Below are 19059 nucleotides of genomic sequence, written 5' to 3'. Positions count from 1 at the left end.
ATCAAATCACGCGGCGCCCTTCGCCATCGAAGAGGCGCCGCTTTTCGTTTTCGGACGACAGTCGCACCGTGCTGCCCGCCTCGATCGGCTCGGCCCCGCGATGTTCGGCCGTGATCGGCTGGCCATCGGCAAGCTGGCAATAGAGATATTGCGTGCCGCCAAGATATTCGAAGAAATCGACCCTGGCGTCGAACCCTTCGGCGCTCTGCCCCGATACAACCAGATGTTCCGGGCGAATGCCGAAACTGACCGCGTCGCCGGTGCGCAAGGTCTCTGCCGCGACTGGAATACGCATCTCCGTCTCGCCGATCCGCACCTTGCCGTTGCCGATCCATTGCCCATTGAGCAGGTTCATGCGCGGCGAGCCGATGAAGCCGGCGACGAACAGGTTTGCCGGGTTCTCGTAGATTTCGCGCGGACTGCCTGTCTGTTCGATGCGGCCGTCGCGCAGCACGACGATCATGTCGGCCAGCGTCATCGCTTCCGTCTGGTCATGGGTGACGTAGATCATCGTATTGCCAAGCTCGCGGTGCAGCCGGGCGATCTCGATGCGCATGGATACCCTGAGTTCCGCATCAAGGTTTGACAGCGGCTCGTCGAACAGGAAGACGTCCGGCTTGCGCACGATCGCCCGGCCGATCGCCACACGCTGGCGCTGGCCGCCAGAGAGCTGCCCGGGCCGACGCTCCAGCAGCGGGTCGATCTTCAGGATCGCCGAGGCAGCTTTCACGCGGGCCTCGATCTCCGCCTCCGGCGTCCGCGCCATCTTCAGCCCGAACGCCAGGTTTTCGCGCACGCTCATATGCGGGTAGAGCGCATAGGACTGGAAGACCATGGCGATGCCGCGGTCGGACGGATCGAGATCGGTGACATTGCGTCCTTTTATTTCGATCTCGCCGTCGGTCACTTCCTCCAGCCCGGCGATCATCCGCAGCAAGGTCGATTTCCCGCAGCCGGACGGGCCGACGAAGACCACGAAGGAACCCTCCGTGATCTTCAAATCGATGCCGTGGATGACCTCGAGACTGCCAAAACTCTTTCGGATGTCGGTGAGCACCACACCGGTATCGGTCATCTCATTCACCGTTCAGTTCGCCTGCTCTGATCCAGACGAGCATTTCGCCGGGTTCGCGGTTGTCCCAGAAAGGATAGGGCACGAAACGCGCCGTTGCCTTTTCCGTCTTGGGCGGTGTCGTGCGATACAGCGCACTGCCCCAGTCGGTTTGATCGCGCATGACCTGAATATCCAGTGCCACCGCGCCGCCCAGTTCAGCAATCGCCGTCGTCTTTGCCGCGGAAAGGTTACCGGTCAATTCGATCGCATTCAATTCATGGCCATTGTCCGTTGCCTCGACACAATAGACCATCGGACCGCGCATCAGCGCTACACGGCCGGCGTCCTGGCGCACCAGCGGGTTGGCGAAAAGTGCACGGGGTGCCAGCGGAATATCGAGATCGACGTGGTCGCCGCTTTTCCATTCGCGCTCGATCCGGGCATAGCCGTCGACCATCACCGAGGCGAGGTCGATGGCCTCACCGTTGACCTTGATTGTCGAACCCGCGCCCCATTCGGGAATACGTAGCGAGAGTGCAAACCGGCTGGCCTTGTCTGCCTTGATGTCGAAACCGATCGCACCATCCCATGGGTAGTTTGTCTTCTGCTGCAACTCGATCGCCAGACCACCGATCTCGAAGCGAGCCGTGCTCTCGCCATAGAGGTGCACGGCAATCTCGTCTTCAGCGGCCGCATACATGTAGGAGCCGATGGAAGCGAGAAGGCGGGCGATGTTCGGTGGGCAGCAGGGGCAATGGTGCCAGACCCAGCGGTGATGTTTACCACCGCTTTCCAGCGGATTTTCATAGAAAAACGTCTTGCCGTCGAGCGACAGGCCGGCCATCGCGCCATTATAGAGCGCCTGTTCCATGATGTCGGCATAGCGACGGTTGGGGCCACGGCCGAGCATGCGGTTGGCCCAGAAGACGAGGCCGACCGAAGCGCAGGTCTCGGCATAGGCGCTTTCGTTGGGCAGGTCGTAATAGTCGGTAAAGCCCTCGTTGGACACCGCCGGGCCGATGCCGCCAGTGACGTACATCTGCTTGGTCGTCAGGTCGTCCCACAGCGTTTCAAGTGCCGCCGTCAGGCTGTCATCATTGTATTCCGTGGCAATATCGGCCATGCCGGAATAGAGATACATCGCGCGAACGGCATGGCCGACAACCTTCTTCTGCTCGCGCACGGGCTGATGCGACTGGCTGTATTCATAGGTTTTCTGGATGAATTTGGCGGGATCGCGTCTGTCGCGGATGGTTTCCTCGGTGAAGTAATGCGGTTCGGTGCCGCGCTCGTCGATGAAGAATTTGGCAAGGTCGAGATATTTCTTCTGGCCGGTGACGCGGGCAAGCCGCACCAATGCCAGTTCCACTTCCTCGTGTCCGCAATAGCCGCGCTTCTGGCCTTCGCCGTGCCCGAAGACCGTGATCAGGTAGTCGGCATAACGGCACATGATATCGAGCAGCTTGCGCTTTCCGGTTGCCTGGAAGTAGGCAACGGCCCCTTCGATCAGGTGGCCGGCGCAATAGAGTTCGTGATGATCGCGCAGGTTCGTCCAGCGCCGCTCCGGCTGGACGCGCTGGAACCAGGCATTGAGATAACCGTCTTCATCCTGCAGCTTCTCGTACATCTCGATGATCTCGTCGACGCGAGCCTCGATCTTCGGATTGGCGCGGCGATAGAGCGAGTACGCCACGGTCTCGATCGACTTGCCGAGATCCGAGTCCCAGAACATCTGCGTCGTGCCGCCCCAGGGCTGGATCGGAATGACGACGCCGGGGCTCGGTTTGCTGGTATCGATAGCCCTGATCATGCCGGCCTCGGCACAACGGTCGAGCAGGGTTTCGGCCGTCGTATCGCAGATCGCATCCTGCCGGTCTCCGAACAATCCCTGGATATCGACGCTGGGCACGGGCAGGGGGCGGAACTGGCGGTCTCGTTTCATCGTGTTCATGGCTTCATCCGTTTTTTTCAAGATCATTTCACCGCGCCGGCCATCAGCCCGCGCATGTAATAGCGTTGCAACAGCAGGAAGACGATCAGGCAGGGCACCGTCATGACGGCGACGCCGGCCTGCACCGCGCCCCAGTTGACGGCGCCGAGACGACCGGCGCGCACCGCCATCATCAGGACCGGCAGCGTGTATTTATCGTTGCTGGAGAGCAGGATCAGCGCTGCCAGAAACTCGTTCCAGGCGTTGAGGAAGGCAAAGATCGCGACGGTCGCCACGCCCGGCAGCACCAGCGGCAGCAGGACGCGGACAAGCAATCTGAGATCCCGCGCACCGTCGATGCGGGCGGCTTCCTCGATCTCCTTCGCCACTGCGTCGAAGGCGTTGCGCATCATGAAGACCGAGAAGGGCAGTTGCAGCGTCACGTAGACCAGCGTCAGCCCGAGCAGCGAATTGTTCAGCCCGAGCTTGGCGAGGATGATGAACAGCGGCGTCAGGATCGACTGGAACGGGATCATCAGCGTGGCGATGATCAGCACGAACAGCACGTTCTTCAGCGGGAACCGGTAGCGCGAGAAGCCGTAACCGGCGAGCAGGCTGACGGCGACGGTCAACACCACGGTCGCGAGCGACACCAGCAGCGAATTGATCGTGTGCTGCCAGATGCCTGAGCCGAATGTGTCGAGCGACAGGTAGGAATCGATGCTCAGACCGCTGGTCGGCCATGGTGGCAACGGCGGCAGGCGAGCTTCCGTCCCATGCCGGAACGAGGCCAGGAAGGTGATGACGAAGGGGGCCAGGAAGAACAGGCAGATGGCAATGCCCGTCGCGTGATAGGCGCTGTTGGCGCGGAAGGCCCTGGCGGCGCGGCGTTGTTTCGACAGGCTCATGGTCGATGTGTTCATGGCCGTTCCTCCCCGACGCGCAGCAACCAGAGCTGGACGATGCTGATCGCGACCAGGATCGCGAGAAGGGCGATCGAAAGGGCGGCGCCATAACCGAGATTGAAGGACACGAAGGACTGGTTGAAGATGTAGTAGACCACCGAGATCATCCGGTTCTGCGGCCCGCCCGCCGTCATGATGTAGAACTGGTCGAAGGCGAGGATCGAGCCGGTGACGGAGATGATCAGCGCCAGCGCGATCGTCTTGCGCATCAGCGGCAGTGTCAGGTGTCGAAACCGCTGCCAGCGACCGGCGCCATCGATGCGGGCCGCTTCCGTCAGTTCGGCCGGAATGGCCTGCAGACCGGTCAGGAGAATGATCATCGTGAAGCCGGCGATCTTCCAGACCACCATGATGATGATGGTGAGAAAGGCGCTGTCGAAGGTGGCGAGCAGGTTCGGGCTCTTGTCCACCCATCCGAGCGCCTTCAGCGCCGGACCGATGAAGCCGCTGTCGACATTGGCAAGCCAGACCCAGAGCAGCGAGGCCGTGGCGAGCCCGACCACCACGGGCAGGAAGATGATGGTGCGATAGGCGCTGACGAAGCGCCGCTGTTTCTCGACGAAAATCGCCAGCGGAAAGGCCACGGCGAAGATCGCGATGGTGACGATGACGGTATAATAGGCGGTGAACTGCAACGCCGACATGAAGCGGGCGTCATGGAACATGCGGACATAGTTCTTGAAGCCGATCCAGCGCGTACCGCCCATCAGCGGCCAGTTGTGCAGGCTCATCCAGCCGGTGAAGATGACAGGCATGACGAAGAACAGGAGGACGAGCGCCATCGCCGGCGCGATATAGACAAGGCCGCGCCAACCCGATCTGCGCCGCCTTTTACGCCGAGGCGACAGGGTCGCCGAACCGGAACCGGTCATCGAAAATGCTCCGCATGAATTCAGGAAATTGACCGGGAGGTGGCTTTACCTCCCGGCCACAGCAGCCGGGGGAGATTACTGGCCGCTGTCGATGATCGACTGCATTTCGCCCTGGGCATTGGAGAACGCGCCATCGACGTCATCGCCGAAAATCGCGGCATTGGTGAAGCTCGCCCAGGGGCCATTGGCGCTGTTGATCAGGTCGTTGAACTGCAGCGTATAGGGGGTCTTGGCGACCGCGATCGCCTGGATGCCGACCTGAAGACGGGGATCGAGACCTTCCAGCACCTTGTCGGCGATATCGCCGCGGGTCGGCAGGCTGCCGTATTTCGCCATGATCTTCTGGCCGTCCTCGGAATAGATATATTCGAGGAATTCCTTCACGGCAGCCATTTTCGGCGTACCCTTGGTGATGACGAAATTGTCGCCGCCGGCAAAGGAGGATGTTCCGCCTGTCGCGCCGGGGATCAGCGTCACGCCGAAATTGATGTCCGGATGCTCGGTGACCAGCGATCCGATCGCAAAGGCGCCGAGGCTCTGCTGGCCGATCTTGCCATTGGTGAACGACAGGAAGTTTGCGCCGTTGTCGCTGGCGGCGCCCGCCGGAACCAGATCCTTTTTGACCATGTTGCGATAGATGTCGATGGCCTTGCGCATTTCCGGCGTGTCGAGCGTGGCCGTCTTGCTGTCGGCCGACAGGATATCGGCGCCCGAGCCCCAGACGAGCGGGGTGAAGGTGAAGATCATGCAACCGCCGCAGCCGCCGCCGGAGAAATAGAAGCCGTAATTGTCGTCACCGAGCGCGCGGATCTTCTCCGCATTGGCGGTGATTTCGTCCCAGCTCGTCGGCGCCTTTTCCGGATCGAGACCGGCTTTTTTGTAGAGGTCCTTGTTCCAGGCGAAGACCGACGTTTCGACCGACAGAGGCAGGCCGTAGATGCGGTCCTGGTAGGTGCCGAGCTTGACGTGCGAGGGCGACAGCGAACTGAAATAGGGCAGGGACTTTGCCCAGTCGGTCAGGTCCTCGAGCTGGCCTGCGGCGGCGAACGCCGGATTGTAGATCAGGTCCATCGACAGCGCGTCGGGCGCCTGTCCGCCGGCGATCGCGGTTGCGTATTTCTGCACCAGTTCCGAGAACGGCACTTCGGTCATCGCGACCTGGTTTTCGTGGCTGGAATTGTAGGCTTCGACAGTCTTCTTGAACGATTCGCCGATGCCGGAACGAACCCACATTTCGACCTTTTCGGCCGCCGATGCGCTGGCTACCAGGCACAGGGTCGCGACGCTGGTCGCCGCCAATAAACGCTTGATCATGACACTCCTCCCAATTTGACGCCATCTCCTCCGGCGCCCTTGTTCATTCCCTTGGGGTTTTACCCCCGCATGACTGCCGGACGACCAGCCGGCATGGCAGTTTCCTCACTCCCGGCTCGACGGGCCGCCCCTCTGCGAGCGCCAACACGGTCAATCCCGCCTGCCGCCCGAGTTCCTTCAGTTCCATATCCACCGTCGTCAGCGGCGGCCGCGTCTGGGCCGCGACGATCTCCCAATTGTCGAAACCGATAACCGACACATCCTGTGGCACCCGGATACCGCGCTCGCGCAGGGCATCGACAGCACCGCGGGCGATCTGGTCATTGCCGCAGAACAGGGCGTCCGGCTTTTCCGTCGCACAGTCCCAGAGCTGATGGACCGCATCGTGACCCCAGCTTTCCGACCAGACGCCATAGAGAACCTGCTCGCCTTCCGCCGCCGCCTTGTAGGCATCGGCACGTTCCCGCACCGAAAAGAATTCCTTCGGCCCGGTGACGTGAACGATCCGGCGCCGCCCAATCGACTGCAGCCACTCGATCGCAAGGGTTGCTCCATGCGCATCGTCCGACCGGAAGGTGACGCTATCAGGCGTGCCTTCCGTGAAAGCGTAGACGACCGGCACCGGCAGGTTTGACAGATCGACCGGCAGTTGCCTGTCCAGGCGCTTACCGCTGGCGATGATGCCATCGACCTGCTTGTCGAGCATGGCTTCCACATGGACCTGCCCAAGCGCCGGATCATCCTCGATAGCACAGAGAAAGACCGAAACACCGTGATCCACCAGCGCCTCGGAGACACCAGCCATCACCGGCAGGGTGAAACGGCCGTAGGTGTCGTTCGTCAGCAGCCCGATCGTGAAGCTGCGCTTGCTGAGCAGGCCCCGGGCAAGGGCGTTCGGACGGAAGCCGATCTCGCTCGCCACGCGTTTCACCCGCTCACGGGTCTCGTCTCCCATGCGCCCGGTGTTGTTCAGCGCCTTGGACGCCGTCGAAATGCTCACACCTGCCGCAGCCGCAACATCATGAATCGTAATCCGCTTTTTGCTCCCCCCGGTATCCAGTCTCATGTCCTCCTGTTGTTGTGAGAAAACCTTTTACCAAGCAGACTGTCAACTGGGAAAACGTTTTCTCATGATTATTTCTGATATCGGCAAAACGAGGTCTGGATTCGGAGAAAAGGAGAAGGAGGCGACTGTGACGAACGTTACGCAGGAAAACCGGAGGCTGGCGAGCCATCTGTTGCGCGCATAGCGCATGGCTGCATTGCAAAATTCTGCCTATGATTTAAGCGAAATCAATATATAGTCAAATTATCGAAGCGATGCACCTCCTCCCGCAGAGCTTCGATATTGTAAGTGTCCTCGCTCCTCCTCCCAGAGGGCACTTGCGGAATGGCAACACTCCTCCTCCCAGTTGCCGTTCGGTTCTATTCGAAAGCCTGCCGCACCTCCTCCCGCGGCAGGCTTTTTCGATTCCGGGACCTTTTCGGGTCGCCTTGGCTTTGCTGCGAATGCTCACAAGACGGCAGCCAGGTAAATGGCGGATGGCTCCGTTTCGGAAAGCTCTCGGCATCAAACCGGCAAATGCAAGCGACTGTTTTGCTTTGGCGCGGCCTAGATTGCTCACAAATTATTCTCCGAAAAATTTGAAAGTCTTTCGCTTCGGGCGTCGAAATGGACGGCTAGCGATCTGCGGCGCGAAAACGCACAATCATGAAACCGTAAATAAGGTGTGTCCGGCCTCCCGCCATGGGAGCCGGTTCCTGATCGGGCAGAGACCCCGGCAAGTCGAGACGGCTTGAAAATCGGTAAATGAAGGCCGCGACCGGAGGAGTACGGCGGGGCGGCCATGGCGTTTGCCGGGATCGGAGATCCTGGCCAAGGGAGGAACTATGTTTGAACGGCTCTTCAAGCTGACTGAGCACAACACCACGATCCGCACCGAGCTGATCGCGGGCCTGACGACATTCCTGACGATGTCGTACATCATCTTCGTCAACCCGGACATCCTGTCGACCACCGGCATGGATCGCGACGCGATCTTCGTTGCAACGTGTCTCGCCGCGGCGCTTGGCTCGATCGTCATGGCGCTGGTCGCCAACTGGCCGATCGGCATGGCGCCGGGCATGGGGCTCAATGCCTTCTTTGCCTTCACGGTCGTGGCGGCGCTGGGGTTCACCTGGCAGCAGGCGCTGGGCGCCGTCTTCATCTCGGGCCTGATCTTCGTTTTCCTGACGGTGACGGGCATCCGCAGCTGGCTGATCCAGGGCATTCCGCATTCGCTGCGCAGCGCGATCGCCACCGGTATCGGCCTTTTCCTCGGCATTATCGCGCTGAAGAATGCCGGCATCGTCGTCGACAATCCGGCAACGCTCGTCGGCCTCGGCAGCCTCAAGGAGACCGGGCCGCTCCTGGCGATCTTCGGCTTTTTCGTCATCGCCGTTCTCGATGCATTGCGGGTGCGTGGTGCGATCCTGATTGGCATTCTGGCCGTCACCGTCCTGTCCTGGATCACCGGCGTCAGCCAGTTCCAGGGCATCGTCTCAATGCCGCCGAGCATGGCACCGACCTTCCTGCAACTCGACATCGTCGGCGCCCTGCATGGGGGTCTCATCCATGTCATCCTGGTCTTCGTTCTGGTCGAGGTGTTCGACGCCACCGGCACGCTGATCGGCGTCGCCAAGCGGGCGAACCTGATCCAGGAAGGCAAGCCGAGCCGTCTCGGCCGCGCGCTTCTCGCCGACAGCACGGCAATCGTCGCCGGTTCGCTGATGGGCACCAGCAGCACCACCGCCTATGTGGAAAGCGCGTCCGGGGTGCAGGCCGGCGGCCGCACGGGCCTGACGGCGCTTGTCATCGCCATCCTCTTCCTCGCCTCGCTGTTCATCTCGCCGCTTGCCGGCTCCGTGCCCACCTATGCGACAGCCCCGGCGCTGCTCTACGTGGCCGGCCTGATGATGCGGGAACTGACGGAAGTCGACTGGGAAGACCTGACGGAGGCTGCCCCGGCAGCGCTCACGGCACTTGCCATGCCCTTCACCTACTCGATCGCCAACGGCCTCGCCTTCGGCTTCATCAGCTATGTGATCCTCAAGGCCTTTACCGGCAAATGGCGGGCCATCCACCCGGCAACCCTGATCGTCGCGGTGCTGTTTGTTATCCGCTTCGCGTTTTTTGCGGAGTGAATGAAGGGATGATCTGCCGACCATTCACCTGCAAGAACGGGCCGAGCCGCACAGATTGCGGTCCGGCCCGTTCTTGCAGGTGAATGGTCGGCACTCTCAGCCGCCGCGCTTCGCCATGTAGGGCAATGCAAACAGGTAAAGCCCGGTGAACAGCAGCAGGAACAGCGGCAGGAGCGGCGAATAGACGATCCACGCGGGCGGTTGTCCAAAGGCCATAGTGGCGAAATTGGCGGCGACGGTCAGAGTGAAGATGATCGATATCCAGCGATGAACCTGCCGCAGAGATTTGTTCCAGTTCATGACTATGGTCTCCAGATGGTTCGATAGAGGTCAATCAAGTGTCGCGACAAGCGTGTCCAGCTTCGCCAGGAATCCCTGCCATCCATGCCGGGCGCCATGGAAGGCCTGCTTCTGCTCGGGCAGAAACCCCGACTGCTCCATGCGCAGATGCGTGCCCTTGGCGGTTGGCGTCAGGGTCAGCGTCACCACGCTTGTGAGATTATAGGCCCTGTCCTCGTGGACGTGGTTCCAGGTGTAGGACAGCCGCTTGCTCGGCTCCACGACCAGCACTTCACAGTCCAGTACGCCGCCCCATTCGCCCCGCAGGCTGAACCTGTGCCCGACGACAGGGGCAAAATCGTTGTTCATTAGCCATTCCGCGATCAAATGCGGCTGAGTCAGGGCACGCCAGAGCTTTTCCGGCGGATGCGCCAGTTCGCGCTCAACGGTCACGGTGCGGGTTTCGGTCAATATGCCGGTCATTGGTCCATCCTGTTCAGCAAATTTTCGAGGGCATCGAACTTCTTCTCCCAGAAGCTCGTCATTTCCTGTGTCCAGTCGGCGAGAGGGGCCAGCGCGGCATAGTCCGCTCTGTAATGCGTCTGGCGACCCTCATGACGGTCACGCACGAGACCCGCTCTTTTCAGGGAAGCGAGATGTTTGGAAACAACCGGCTGGGAGACGCCGGCGCCGGCGGTCAAGACGCTCACCGTCCGCTCGCCTTCCCGGCAAAGCCGCTCGAAGATCGCCCGTCGCGTGGGATCGGCGAGCGATCTGAAAATCTCATCGCGTGTGGTCGTCATGTCGATCCATACCCATTTGACTATGAATTGATACATAGCCAAACAGCTATGGGTTTGTCAACGGAGGATGAAAGGAGAGTTTGGCGTCGCGACGGGCCCGGCAGCCCTCGCGGTCGGGAGCCTACCCGATCAAAAACGGCGTCTCGTAAAAATGCTCTTCCAGATTGACGCCCTCGCCGCCGCGATCGATGACGGCGAAATCGGAAATGCCGTCGAGCGGCGTCAGGATGCCGTGCCAGATGTTGCGACCGATATTGACGCCCTGTCCGGGTGCCGTCCTGAAGGCGATCGGGTCGCCGGGACCATCGGGGGTTTCCGCCGCAACGACGACGAGGAACGGGTGCCGACTCAGCGGAATGAAGGCCTGGCTGCCGAGCGGATGGCGTTCGACCATGCCGAGTTCCAGGGGCAGCGGATAGGGTTCGCCGCGCAGCAGGCTGATCATCGGCCGGGCCTTCTCGCCCGTCGTCTCGATCCTGGCAAGATCATGGTAGCGCATACATTTGCCGGCGTTGATCGGAAAGTTCGGTGCACCTTCGGTTTCCAGCACCTCGCCAAACGGTGCGAAGGCTTCGCGGGTCAGCGGCTGGATATCGATCGTCTTCATCGTCGCCCTCTCAGTTCGGCAGCATGTCTGTCAGGCGCAACAGGGCGATCCGCTCGACCTGGCGGCAGGCCGTCGAGAATTCCGTCTGCCAGTCATTGCCGATCCGTCGCTTGAAGGCTGCCAGAATATCGTCCTTGTCGAGGCCGCGCACGGCGATGATGAAGGGGAAGCCGAAGGTCTTGACGTAGCGGCCGTTGAGAATGTTGAACTGCTCCCGCTCCGCATCCGTCAGCGCATCGAGCCCGGCGGAGGCCTGTTCGCTGGTCGAACTCTCGGTCAAGCGCTTCGCCTGCGCCAGTTTGCCGGCGAGATCCGGATGGGCGTTGAGGACCGCCAGTTGCTCCGCTTCGGTGGCACCGCGAAAGACCGATGTCAGCGCCGCATGCAGGCCGATGGCCGTATCGTTGGCCGCGCCGAGTTCGCCCGCAAAAGCACGCCGGGCGATCCAGTCTGAATGCTCGAAAACACCGCCAAAGCGGGCAATGAAAGCCTCTTCCGAAAGACGCGTAGGGCGATCTGCATTCGGCTGGAATGGAAATGCCTTTGCCCAATGCTCCGCAACATCGATGCGGCGGGCGATCCAGACCTTGTCGTGGCTCTTCACATAATCGATGAATCTTGCAAGTGCCGCGGCGCGTCCCGGCCGTCCGGCGAGCCGGCAATGCAGGCCGATATTCATCATTTTCGGCGCGCCGGCTGCCCCTTCGACATAGAGCACGTCGAACGTGTCCTTCAGGTAGTTGAAGAACTGGTCGCCGCTGTTGAAGCCTTGCGGCGTGGCAAAGCGCATGTCGTTGGTATCGAGCGTGTAGGGAATGACCAGAAGGTGGCCGCCGCCGTACTCGTGCCAATAGGGCAGGTCGTCGGCATAGCTGTCGGACACGTAAGCAAAACCGCCATCCTCGGTCACCAGATCGACGGTGTTTTCCGAACAGCGCCCCGTATACCAGCCGCGCGGCCGCTCGCCGGTGACAAGCATGTGCAGCCGGATGGCCTCGGCGATCTGCTTGCGCTCCTCGGCCGGGTCCATGTCCTTGTGCTCGACCCATTTCAGGCCGTGTGACGCAATTTCCCAGCCTGCCGACTGCATTGCCGCCACCTGTTCCGGGGAGCGTTTCAAGGCGGTGGCGACACCATAGACGGTGACCGGAACATCCCGTTCAGTCAGCAGCCGGCATAGCCGCCAGAAGCCGGCGCGAGCGCCGTATTCGTAGATCGATTCCATGTTCCAGTGGCGCTGGCCGGCCCATGCACTGGCGCCGACGATCTCCGACAGGAAGGCTTCGGATGCGATGTCGCCATGCAGCACGCAGTTCTCGCCGCCTTCCTCGTAATTGACCACGAATTGCACCGCGATACGGGCACCGTCCGGCCAGGTGGCCTCGGGCGTCACGGCGCCGTAGCCCTGCAAATTGCGGGGATATCTCATGAAGTCACTCCTCCCAGATATGTGATTGACCGATTTCTAAACAGAAAACGCGCGCGCTATTCCCCCTCAAAAATTTGAAAGTCTCGAACGATCAGGCCGCTACCGCAGGGAAGTGGAGTGACGGATAGTGGATCGAATGAATGCAGTGTCGAGGAGGTGAAACGCATGCAATCTGGAACAGCCGGCCGGCTGACGACCCATGTGCTCGACACGGCACTCGGCAAGCCCGCCGAAGGCCTGCGCATCGATCTTCTCCGCGTCGATGGCGATAAATTCGAACAGATCGGCTCGACCCGCACCAATGATGACGGCCGCTGCGATGCGCCGCTGTTGAGCGGCGAGACCATGACCATCGGCGCCTACGAGCTGCGTTTCCATGCCGGTGATTATCTCGGCCGGAAGGGCGGCGAGGTGCCATTCCTCGACGTCATTCCCATCCGCTTCGGGATCGCAGACGTGTCGGCGCATTACCATGTGCCGCTGTTGCTTTCGCCGTACAGCTATTCCACCTATCGCGGGAGCTGAGCCATGACCGTCCAGATACGCAGTTACATCCGCTTCCTGCTCAATCACCGCCTGGTCGAGCTTTCGGCCGTTTCGGCGGTCCAGACCTTGCTCGACTTCCTGCGCATCGATCGCAATCTGCGCGGCACAAAGGAAGGTTGCGCAGAAGGTGATTGCGGCGCCTGCACCGTGCTGGTCGGACGCCTGCTGGATGGCCGGCTGAAATACGAAAGCGTCAACGCCTGCATCCGCTTCGTCGGTTCGCTCGATGGCTGCCACATCGTCACGGTGGATTCGCTCGCCTCGCCCGGCGGTCCGCTGCATCCGGTGCAGCAGGCCATGGTCGATACACATGCCTCGCAATGCGGCTTCTGCACGCCCGGTTTTGTCATGTCGCTCTATGGCCTGTGGATGGAAAATCCGAAGCCTTCGGTCACCGAGATCGAGAAGGCGCTGCAGGGCAATCTCTGTCGCTGCACTGGTTACGCCGCCATCATCCGCGCCGCCGAGGCCGTATCGGTCATCGGCGATCTCGACCGCGATCCGCTGGTCGCGGAGCGTGCGACGATGATCGAGAAACTCAAGAGCCTGAAGGACGGCAGGCGCGTCGAGATCGGCGAGGGTTCCGAGCGCTTCCTGCTGCCGGCCTCCGTCGATGATCTCGCCGAGATCTACGAGGCGGAGCCGAAGGCCCGGATCGTCGCCGGTTCCACCGATGTCGGCCTGTGGGTGACGAAGTTCATGCGCGATATCGCGCCGGTCGTGCATCTCAGCCATCTCGACGAGTTGCGCCGCATTGCAGTCGATGAAACCGGAATCACCTTCGGCGCCGGCGTCAGCTACACCGAATCCTTCCCGCTGCTTACAGAACATTTCCCGCAGTTGACCGAACTCTGGAACCGCATCGGCGGACAGCAGGTGCGCAACATGGGCACGATCGGCGGCAACATCGCCAACGGCTCGCCGATTGGTGACACGCCACCGGCTCTGATCGCGCTCGGCGCGTCCGTGATCCTGCGCAAGGGCAAGGTCAGCCGCACCGTGCCGCTCGAACGCTATTTCATCGAATACGGCAAGCAGGACCGCCAGCCCGGCGAATTCGTCGAGGCCGTGCGCATCCCGTTCTTGGATGAGAATGCGCGTTATGCGGTCTACAAGATCACCAAGCGGCTGGACGAGGACATCTCCGCCGTCTGCGGTGCGTTCCGTCTGGCCTTCGATGGCAACAGCAAGGTCTCCGGCGCCGTGATCGCCTATGGCGGCATGGCCGGAACGCCGAAGCGGGCAGGCAATGCCGAGGCCGCGTTGATCGGTGCTGATTGGACCGAGGCAACGATCGAGATCGCGATGGAAGCACTCGTCAAGGACTATACGCCGCTGACCGATTGGCGGGCATCCGCCGATTATCGGTTGCTGGTGGCAAAGAACCTTCTGCGCCGATTCTATCTGGAAGCGCAGGGCGATGAGACTGTCCGGCTCGACCGCAGCCAAGCTGTGTGAGGAGAAAACCATGAACGTCATGCAGCCCATCGACCGCATCCGCGGCGGCGTCCACGAGAACGAGCGCCACGAATCCGGCCACAAGCATGTGACGGGGACCGCCGAATATATCGATGATATCCCCGAGCCCGCCGGCACCCTGCACGCCTATCTCGGCCTGTCGCAACGCGCCCATGCGCAAATCCTGTCGATCGATTTCGAGGCGGTGAAATCCTCAGCAGGTGTCGTCGGTATCCTGACGGCAGACGATATTCCCGGCGAAAACGATGTCAGCCCGGCGCACAAACATGACGACCCGGTCTTTGCGACCGGCAAGGTCGAATTCCACGGCCAGCCGATCTTCGCCGTCATCGCCGAAACCCGCGACGAGGCCCGCCGCGCCGCCACCAGGGTCAAGATTGAGTACCGCGACCTGCCGCATGTTACCGACGTGCTGGAGGCGGTCGCCGCCAACTATCCGCTGGTGATCGATCCGCTGAAGCTGGAGCGCGGCGATATCGCCGTCGGCTTTGCCAAGGCGAAGAACATCCTCGAAGGCGAGATGCGTATTGGCGGGCAGGATCATTTCTATCTCGAAGGTCAGATATCCTTCGCCATTCCCGGCGAAGACGACGAGATCACGCTTTACTCCTCGACCCAGCACCCGAGCGAGACCCAGCATATGGTCGGCCAGGTACTCGGCGTCGCGTCCAATGCCGTAACCATCAATGTCCGACGCATGGGTGGAGCCTTCGGCGGCAAGGAGACGCAGGCCAACTTGTTTGCCGCCGTCGCAGCGCTCGCAGCCCGAAAGTATCGCCGCGCGGTCAAGATCCGCCCCGACCGCGACGACGACATGATCGCCACCGGCAAGCGCCACGACTTCCATGTCGGCTACAAGGTCGGCTTCGACGATGACGGCCGGATCGAGGCCGTCGATGCGACCTTCTCGGCTCGATGCGGCTTCTCGGCCGATCTGTCCGGCCCGGTGACCGACCGCGCACTGTTCCACGCCGACAATTGCTATTTCTATCCGCATGTCCGCCTGCGCTCGCGACCACTGAAGACCAACACCGTGTCCAATACCGCCTTTCGCGGCTTCGGTGGCCCGCAGGGCATGGTCGGCGGCGAGCGGATGATCGAGGACGTCGCCTATGCGCTCGGCAAGGATCCACTGGAAATCCGCAAGCTCAACTTCTACGGCGGCGAGGGGCGCAACCTCACGCCCTATCACCAGACCGTCGAGGACAACATCATCGGCCGGATCATCGAGGAGTTGGAAACCTCCTGCGACTATCCGGCACGTAGAAAAGAGGTTCTGGCCTTTAACCGCAAGAGCCAGATCATCAAGCGCGGCATCGCGCTGACGCCGGTCAAGTTCGGCATTTCCTTCACCAAGACGGAATACAACCAGGCCGGCGCGCTTGTGCATGTCTATGCCGATGGCTCGATCCATCTGAACCACGGCGGCACGGAAATGGGACAGGGGCTCTATACCAAGGTCGCGCAGGTGGTGGCCGACGAATTCCAGGTCGATCTCGACCGGATCAAGGTGACGGCGACGACGACCGGCAAGGTGCCGAACACCTCGGCGACCGCCGCGTCCTCCGGCTCCGACCTCAACGGCATGGCCGCCGCCAATGCCGCGCAGCAGATCAAGACGCGGCTGGTGACATTTGCCGCCGAACGCTGGAACGTCAGCGAGAAGGATGTCGCCTTCGAGCCGAACACGATCCGCGTCGGCACTGAGCGCATCGCCTTTTCGGACTTCATCAGGATCGCCTATGGAGCACGCATCCAGCTGTCGGCGGCGGGTTTCTACAAGACGCCGAAGATCCACTGGAACCGCGCCGAGGGCCGGGGCCGGCCGTTCTTCTACTATGCCTACGGCGCCTCCTGTTCCGAGGTCAGCATCGACACGCTGACCGGCGAATACCAGGTCGACCGCGCCGACGTGCTGCACGATGTCGGCAAGTCGCTCAACCCGGCGCTGGATATCGGCCAGGTCGAGGGCGCCTTCGTCCAGGGCATGGGCTGGCTGACGACGGAGGAGCTGTGGTGGGATGCTAAAGGTCGGCTGCGCACCCATGCACCCTCGACCTACAAGATCCCGCTTGCCTCCGACCGGCCGCGCATCTTCAACGTCAAGCTCGCCGAATGGTCCGTTAACCGCGAGGAGACGATCCGTCGCTCCAAGGCCGTGGGTGAGCCGCCCTTCATGCTGCCGATTTCGGTTCTCGAAGCAATCTCGATGGCGGCGGCGAGCGTTGCAGGCTATCGTGTTGCACCGCGCATCGATGCGCCGGCGACACCAGAGCGGGTCTTGCTTGCCGTCGAGCGACTGCGCCGCGCAGCAAAAAACGGGTGAATGGCATGGCCGCCAGGCGCGAGGACATCAGGGATTTTCTGCGCCGCGAACCGGACTGTGTGCTCGTCGAGGTGACGGGCGCCGCCGGCTCGACACCGCGCGATACCGACGCCTGGATGCTGGTGGCGGCCGAGGGCATCTTGGGCACGGTTGGCGGCGGCCAGCTGGAATATATGGCGATCGACCATGCGCGCCGCAGCCTGCGACAAGGCGTGCCGGCGGAAGCCATGACCGTCCCGCTCGGCCCGGAGATCGGCCAGTGCTGTGGCGGCCGTGTCGGGCTGTCCTTCACGGCCATGCATGCTGAACTGGCGATGTTTCTGATCGCCCGCAGCGATCGCGAGATGGCATCGCGTCCCCATGTCTATGTCTTCGGCGCCGGCCATGTCGGCGACGCGTTGGCGATGGCGCTCTCGCTGGTGCCGTTGCGTGTCATACTGGTCGATACCCGCGAGGAGGAGCTATCCGCCTCCACCACTCCCGGCATCGAGACCTGCCTGACGGCAATGCCGGAGGCCTTGGTCCGCGATGCCCCCGCCGGCAGTTCCTTCGTCATTCTCACCCACGACCACGCGCTCGATTTCCTGATCACCGCCGAGGCCCTGCGCCGGGAGGATGCCGTTTATGTCGGCATGATCGGCTCGAAGACGAAACGCGCTACCTTCAAGAACTGGCTCTCCCGCGAAGTCGGCCGCCCGGAGCTTCTCGACCGCCTGGTCTGCCCGATCGGCGGCACCGCCGTGAAGGACAAGCGGCCGGCAGTGATCGCGGCGCTGGCGGCCGCGGAGGTGATGACTGCGGCGTTGTCGGGAGTGCATAAAAGGCAGCGAGCGTTCACTGCTGAAGCCTGAACGCCTTATGGTCCCACACGTCTGTTCCAGGGATTGAGGCATGTCACGCCCAGTGGCTGAAAGTCGGAAAGATTACGCGTCACGATGACCAGATCGTTCGCAAGAGCCGTTGCCGCAATCATGGCATCGGCATTCGGCCTTTTATGCGGCGTTGGTAACCGCCCGGCGATCAAAGCTGCGCGCCTGTCGAATGACAGAATCCTGTCGTCGAACTCCGGCAGAACGACCGTCGTTAGCCAGAGCGTCAAATCATCCGCGAACTCAGGACTACGCCGCCGCTCACGTTCTATACCGAACTCGATTTCCATAATTGAGACCGTCGAAATATAGGCGGCACCAATGTTGAATGCGTGGAGAAAATCCTGGTACTCGGTTGCTTGAAGGTGAGGTCTGCGAGATGCGGAAAGCGCATCCGTATCGAGCAGGAAGGTCATCAGAATTCGATATCCCGGCCTTCAAAGCTTACCCGTTCCGGTGCGAAATCATCATCGAACCGGGAAGCCTTGTGACACAAGGCGTCATAGAGGCTTTTGGACTTTTTCCAGTTGTTCTCGAAATCACTGTATCGGACCAGCACGTAGCTCGCCTCACCGTGTTCGGTGATGACAAGGGGGCCTTCGTTCGCAGCTTTCTTTGCTTTGCTGGGGTTCTGGTTGAAATCGGCACTGGTCATCAGGGCATATGTCATTGATGTCTCCATCTAGTATATTTAAAATAAAATATACTAATTTCTGTGGCGAAATCAATCTGGCCTGTTTTCACTCCAGCATTTTCCCAATCATCCGCTGACAGCGTTCAGCCATGAAGTCGATCATCAATCTGACCTTCGGGTCCTGAAATCGCTTGTGCGGATAGATCGCGGCGAGCTGGACACTGGCGGGCGGGGTGTCTTTGAGAATCTCAACCAGGGTGCCGTCGTTGAGGTGGCTTTTCACCTCGAACAGCGGCTTGTTGATGATGCCACGGCCTTCGAGCGCCCATTGGGTCAAGACATCGCCATCGTCGGAATCGTAGGGACCGCCGATTTCCAGCTTGCGGGTACCGCCCGGCGTCTGCAACGTCCAGTAATATTCCTTCGAGCCGGGATAGCGCAGAAGCAGGCAGTCGTGTTTGTCGTCGATCAATGCGTCCGGTGTTTCCGGCGTGCCGCGTTTTTCGAGATAGCGGGGGGCGGCGCAGACGACGCGCTGGCAGTTGAGGATGCCACGCATGCGCAGGTTGGAATCCTCCAGCACGCCGAGCTTGAAGGCGATATCCACCCCCTCGCTCAATATATCGATATTGTGGTCGGAGAGGCGCAGGCGCACCTCGATATCCGGATATTTGTCGTGAAATTCGGGAATGCCAGACGCGATCAGACGGCGGCCGATGCCGAGCGGTGCGGTGATCCGGAGCGACCCCTTCGGATTGTGCGAGAGATC

General features: G+C 61.3%; 19 protein-coding genes. 5 read left to right on the top strand and 14 right to left on the bottom strand.

What is annotated here, in order from left to right:
• Position 1: 1 nt before the first annotated feature.
• The 6 genes from VL202_RS00850 to VL202_RS00825 form a co-directional block, all read right to left on the bottom strand.
• Positions 2 to 1075 carry a sn-glycerol-3-phosphate ABC transporter ATP-binding protein UgpC gene (locus VL202_RS00850; protein WP_325462297.1) on the bottom strand — a complete coding sequence of 358 codons (1074 nt, stop codon included), beginning with the start codon at positions 1073 to 1075 and terminating at the stop codon, positions 2 to 4.
• Position 1076: 1 nt separating this feature from the next.
• The gene (locus VL202_RS00845; RefSeq protein ID WP_325462296.1) at positions 1077 to 3005 is read right to left on the bottom strand and encodes a glycoside hydrolase family 127 protein; all 1929 of its coding nucleotides are present in this window, start codon (positions 3003 to 3005) and stop codon (positions 1077 to 1079) included.
• A 23-nt stretch (positions 3006 to 3028) separates the two neighbouring features.
• On the bottom strand, positions 3029 to 3892 hold the full coding sequence (locus tag VL202_RS00840; RefSeq protein WP_325462312.1) for a carbohydrate ABC transporter permease: 864 nt from the start codon (positions 3890 to 3892) through the stop codon (positions 3029 to 3031).
• A gap of 11 nt (positions 3893 to 3903) precedes the next feature.
• Positions 3904 to 4821 carry a sugar ABC transporter permease gene (locus VL202_RS00835; protein WP_325462295.1) on the bottom strand — a complete coding sequence of 306 codons (918 nt, stop codon included), beginning with the start codon at positions 4819 to 4821 and terminating at the stop codon, positions 3904 to 3906.
• A gap of 75 nt (positions 4822 to 4896) precedes the next feature.
• Positions 4897 to 6135 carry a sugar ABC transporter substrate-binding protein gene (locus tag VL202_RS00830; RefSeq protein ID WP_325462294.1) on the bottom strand — a complete coding sequence of 413 codons (1239 nt, stop codon included), beginning with the start codon at positions 6133 to 6135 and terminating at the stop codon, positions 4897 to 4899.
• A gap of 43 nt (positions 6136 to 6178) precedes the next feature.
• Positions 6179 to 7201 carry a LacI family DNA-binding transcriptional regulator gene (locus VL202_RS00825; protein WP_325462293.1) on the bottom strand — a complete coding sequence of 341 codons (1023 nt, stop codon included), beginning with the start codon at positions 7199 to 7201 and terminating at the stop codon, positions 6179 to 6181.
• 824 nt (positions 7202 to 8025) lie between these two features.
• Here VL202_RS00825 and VL202_RS00820 point away from each other — a divergent pair.
• Positions 8026 to 9318: an NCS2 family permease gene (locus tag VL202_RS00820; protein WP_325462292.1), complete on the top strand. Its 1293-nt coding sequence runs from the start codon at positions 8026 to 8028 to the stop codon at positions 9316 to 9318.
• Between the two features lie 96 nt (positions 9319 to 9414).
• Here VL202_RS00820 and VL202_RS00815 read toward each other — a convergent pair whose 3' ends face one another.
• From VL202_RS00815 to puuE, 5 genes are all read right to left on the bottom strand, one after another.
• Positions 9415 to 9618 (bottom strand): hypothetical protein, encoded by a 204-nt coding sequence (locus VL202_RS00815; protein WP_325462291.1) that lies wholly within the window; start codon positions 9616 to 9618, stop codon positions 9415 to 9417.
• A 30-nt stretch (positions 9619 to 9648) separates the two neighbouring features.
• Positions 9649 to 10080 (bottom strand): SRPBCC domain-containing protein, encoded by a 432-nt coding sequence (locus VL202_RS00810; protein ID WP_325462290.1) that lies wholly within the window; start codon positions 10078 to 10080, stop codon positions 9649 to 9651.
• Complete coding sequence (locus VL202_RS00805) at positions 10077 to 10400, bottom strand: metalloregulator ArsR/SmtB family transcription factor (RefSeq protein ID WP_325462289.1); 324 nt, start codon at positions 10398 to 10400, stop codon at positions 10077 to 10079. Before VL202_RS00805 ends, VL202_RS00810 begins: the two co-directional genes overlap by 4 nt.
• 121 nt (positions 10401 to 10521) lie before the next feature.
• Positions 10522 to 11007 (bottom strand): ureidoglycolate lyase, encoded by a 486-nt coding sequence (locus VL202_RS00800; protein WP_325462288.1) that lies wholly within the window; start codon positions 11005 to 11007, stop codon positions 10522 to 10524.
• 10 nt (positions 11008 to 11017) lie between these two features.
• The gene (gene puuE / locus VL202_RS00795) at positions 11018 to 12436 is read right to left on the bottom strand and encodes an allantoinase PuuE (RefSeq protein WP_325462287.1); all 1419 of its coding nucleotides are present in this window, start codon (positions 12434 to 12436) and stop codon (positions 11018 to 11020) included.
• A 165-nt stretch (positions 12437 to 12601) separates the two neighbouring features.
• Between puuE and uraH the strand changes: the two genes are divergently transcribed.
• From uraH to xdhC, 4 genes are read left to right on the top strand one after another with little or no spacing between them, the layout of a single operon-like run.
• Positions 12602 to 12961 carry a hydroxyisourate hydrolase gene (gene uraH, locus VL202_RS00790; RefSeq protein ID WP_325462286.1) on the top strand — a complete coding sequence of 120 codons (360 nt, stop codon included), beginning with the start codon at positions 12602 to 12604 and terminating at the stop codon, positions 12959 to 12961.
• Between the two features lie 3 nt (positions 12962 to 12964).
• Positions 12965 to 14440, top strand: coding sequence for a xanthine dehydrogenase small subunit (gene xdhA, locus VL202_RS00785; protein ID WP_325462285.1), 1476 nt, complete (start codon positions 12965 to 12967; stop codon positions 14438 to 14440).
• A gap of 10 nt (positions 14441 to 14450) precedes the next feature.
• On the top strand, positions 14451 to 16787 hold the full coding sequence (gene xdhB / locus VL202_RS00780) for a xanthine dehydrogenase molybdopterin binding subunit (RefSeq protein ID WP_325462284.1): 2337 nt from the start codon (positions 14451 to 14453) through the stop codon (positions 16785 to 16787).
• Between the two features lie 5 nt (positions 16788 to 16792).
• A complete protein-coding gene (xdhC, locus tag VL202_RS00775) occupies positions 16793 to 17638 on the top strand; it encodes a xanthine dehydrogenase accessory protein XdhC (protein ID WP_325462283.1) in 846 nt (281 codons plus the stop codon).
• 5 nt (positions 17639 to 17643) lie between these two features.
• Here the strand turns inward: xdhC and VL202_RS00770 are convergent, their stop codons facing one another.
• From VL202_RS00770 to VL202_RS00760, 3 genes are all read right to left on the bottom strand, one after another.
• Complete coding sequence (locus tag VL202_RS00770) at positions 17644 to 18072, bottom strand: type II toxin-antitoxin system VapC family toxin (protein WP_325462282.1); 429 nt, start codon at positions 18070 to 18072, stop codon at positions 17644 to 17646.
• Positions 18072 to 18326, bottom strand: a complete 255-nt coding sequence (locus VL202_RS00765; RefSeq protein ID WP_325462281.1) for a type II toxin-antitoxin system Phd/YefM family antitoxin — start codon at positions 18324 to 18326, stop codon at positions 18072 to 18074. The genes VL202_RS00770 and VL202_RS00765 overlap by 1 nt, the downstream gene beginning before the upstream one ends.
• A gap of 70 nt (positions 18327 to 18396) precedes the next feature.
• Positions 18397 to 19059, bottom strand: a 663-nt coding sequence (locus tag VL202_RS00760) for a substrate binding domain-containing protein (RefSeq protein WP_325462280.1), incomplete at its 5' end; no start/stop codon positions are given.

The sequence above is a fragment of the Pararhizobium sp. genome, assembly GCF_035497515.1.
Classification (GTDB): domain Bacteria; phylum Pseudomonadota; class Alphaproteobacteria; order Rhizobiales; family Rhizobiaceae; genus Pararhizobium.
The sequence above is the reverse complement of the archived record's forward strand: the minus strand, read 5'-3'. Positions and strand labels throughout refer to the sequence as shown.

What these genes read in the sequence shown, in the direction of transcription:
- xdhB (WP_325462284.1), top strand. Translation starts at nt 14,451, where the DNA reads ATGAACGTCATGCAGCCCATCGACCGCATCCGCGGCGGCGTCCACGAG.
- VL202_RS00825 (WP_325462293.1), bottom strand. Translation starts at nt 7,201, where the DNA reads ATGAGACTGGATACCGGGGGGAGCAAAAAGCGGATTACGATTCATGAT.
- VL202_RS00850 (WP_325462297.1), bottom strand. Translation starts at nt 1,075, where the DNA reads ATGACCGATACCGGTGTGGTGCTCACCGACATCCGAAAGAGTTTTGGC.
- VL202_RS00805 (WP_325462289.1), bottom strand. Translation starts at nt 10,400, where the DNA reads ATGACGACCACACGCGATGAGATTTTCAGATCGCTCGCCGATCCCACG.
- xdhC (WP_325462283.1), top strand. Translation starts at nt 16,793, where the DNA reads ATGGCCGCCAGGCGCGAGGACATCAGGGATTTTCTGCGCCGCGAACCG.
- VL202_RS00845 (WP_325462296.1), bottom strand. Translation starts at nt 3,005, where the DNA reads ATGAACACGATGAAACGAGACCGCCAGTTCCGCCCCCTGCCCGTGCCC.
- xdhA (WP_325462285.1), top strand. Translation starts at nt 12,965, where the DNA reads ATGACCGTCCAGATACGCAGTTACATCCGCTTCCTGCTCAATCACCGC.
- puuE (WP_325462287.1), bottom strand. Translation starts at nt 12,436, where the DNA reads ATGAGATATCCCCGCAATTTGCAGGGCTACGGCGCCGTGACGCCCGAG.
- VL202_RS00840 (WP_325462312.1), bottom strand. Translation starts at nt 3,892, where the DNA reads ATGAGCCTGTCGAAACAACGCCGCGCCGCCAGGGCCTTCCGCGCCAAC.
- VL202_RS00800 (WP_325462288.1), bottom strand. Translation starts at nt 11,007, where the DNA reads ATGAAGACGATCGATATCCAGCCGCTGACCCGCGAAGCCTTCGCACCG.
- uraH (WP_325462286.1), top strand. Translation starts at nt 12,602, where the DNA reads ATGCAATCTGGAACAGCCGGCCGGCTGACGACCCATGTGCTCGACACG.
- VL202_RS00820 (WP_325462292.1), top strand. Translation starts at nt 8,026, where the DNA reads ATGTTTGAACGGCTCTTCAAGCTGACTGAGCACAACACCACGATCCGC.
- VL202_RS00810 (WP_325462290.1), bottom strand. Translation starts at nt 10,080, where the DNA reads ATGACCGGCATATTGACCGAAACCCGCACCGTGACCGTTGAGCGCGAA.
- VL202_RS00830 (WP_325462294.1), bottom strand. Translation starts at nt 6,135, where the DNA reads ATGATCAAGCGTTTATTGGCGGCGACCAGCGTCGCGACCCTGTGCCTG.
- VL202_RS00815 (WP_325462291.1), bottom strand. Translation starts at nt 9,618, where the DNA reads ATGAACTGGAACAAATCTCTGCGGCAGGTTCATCGCTGGATATCGATC.
- VL202_RS00835 (WP_325462295.1), bottom strand. Translation starts at nt 4,821, where the DNA reads ATGACCGGTTCCGGTTCGGCGACCCTGTCGCCTCGGCGTAAAAGGCGG.
- VL202_RS00765 (WP_325462281.1), bottom strand. Translation starts at nt 18,326, where the DNA reads ATGACATATGCCCTGATGACCAGTGCCGATTTCAACCAGAACCCCAGC.
- VL202_RS00770 (WP_325462282.1), bottom strand. Translation starts at nt 18,072, where the DNA reads ATGACCTTCCTGCTCGATACGGATGCGCTTTCCGCATCTCGCAGACCT.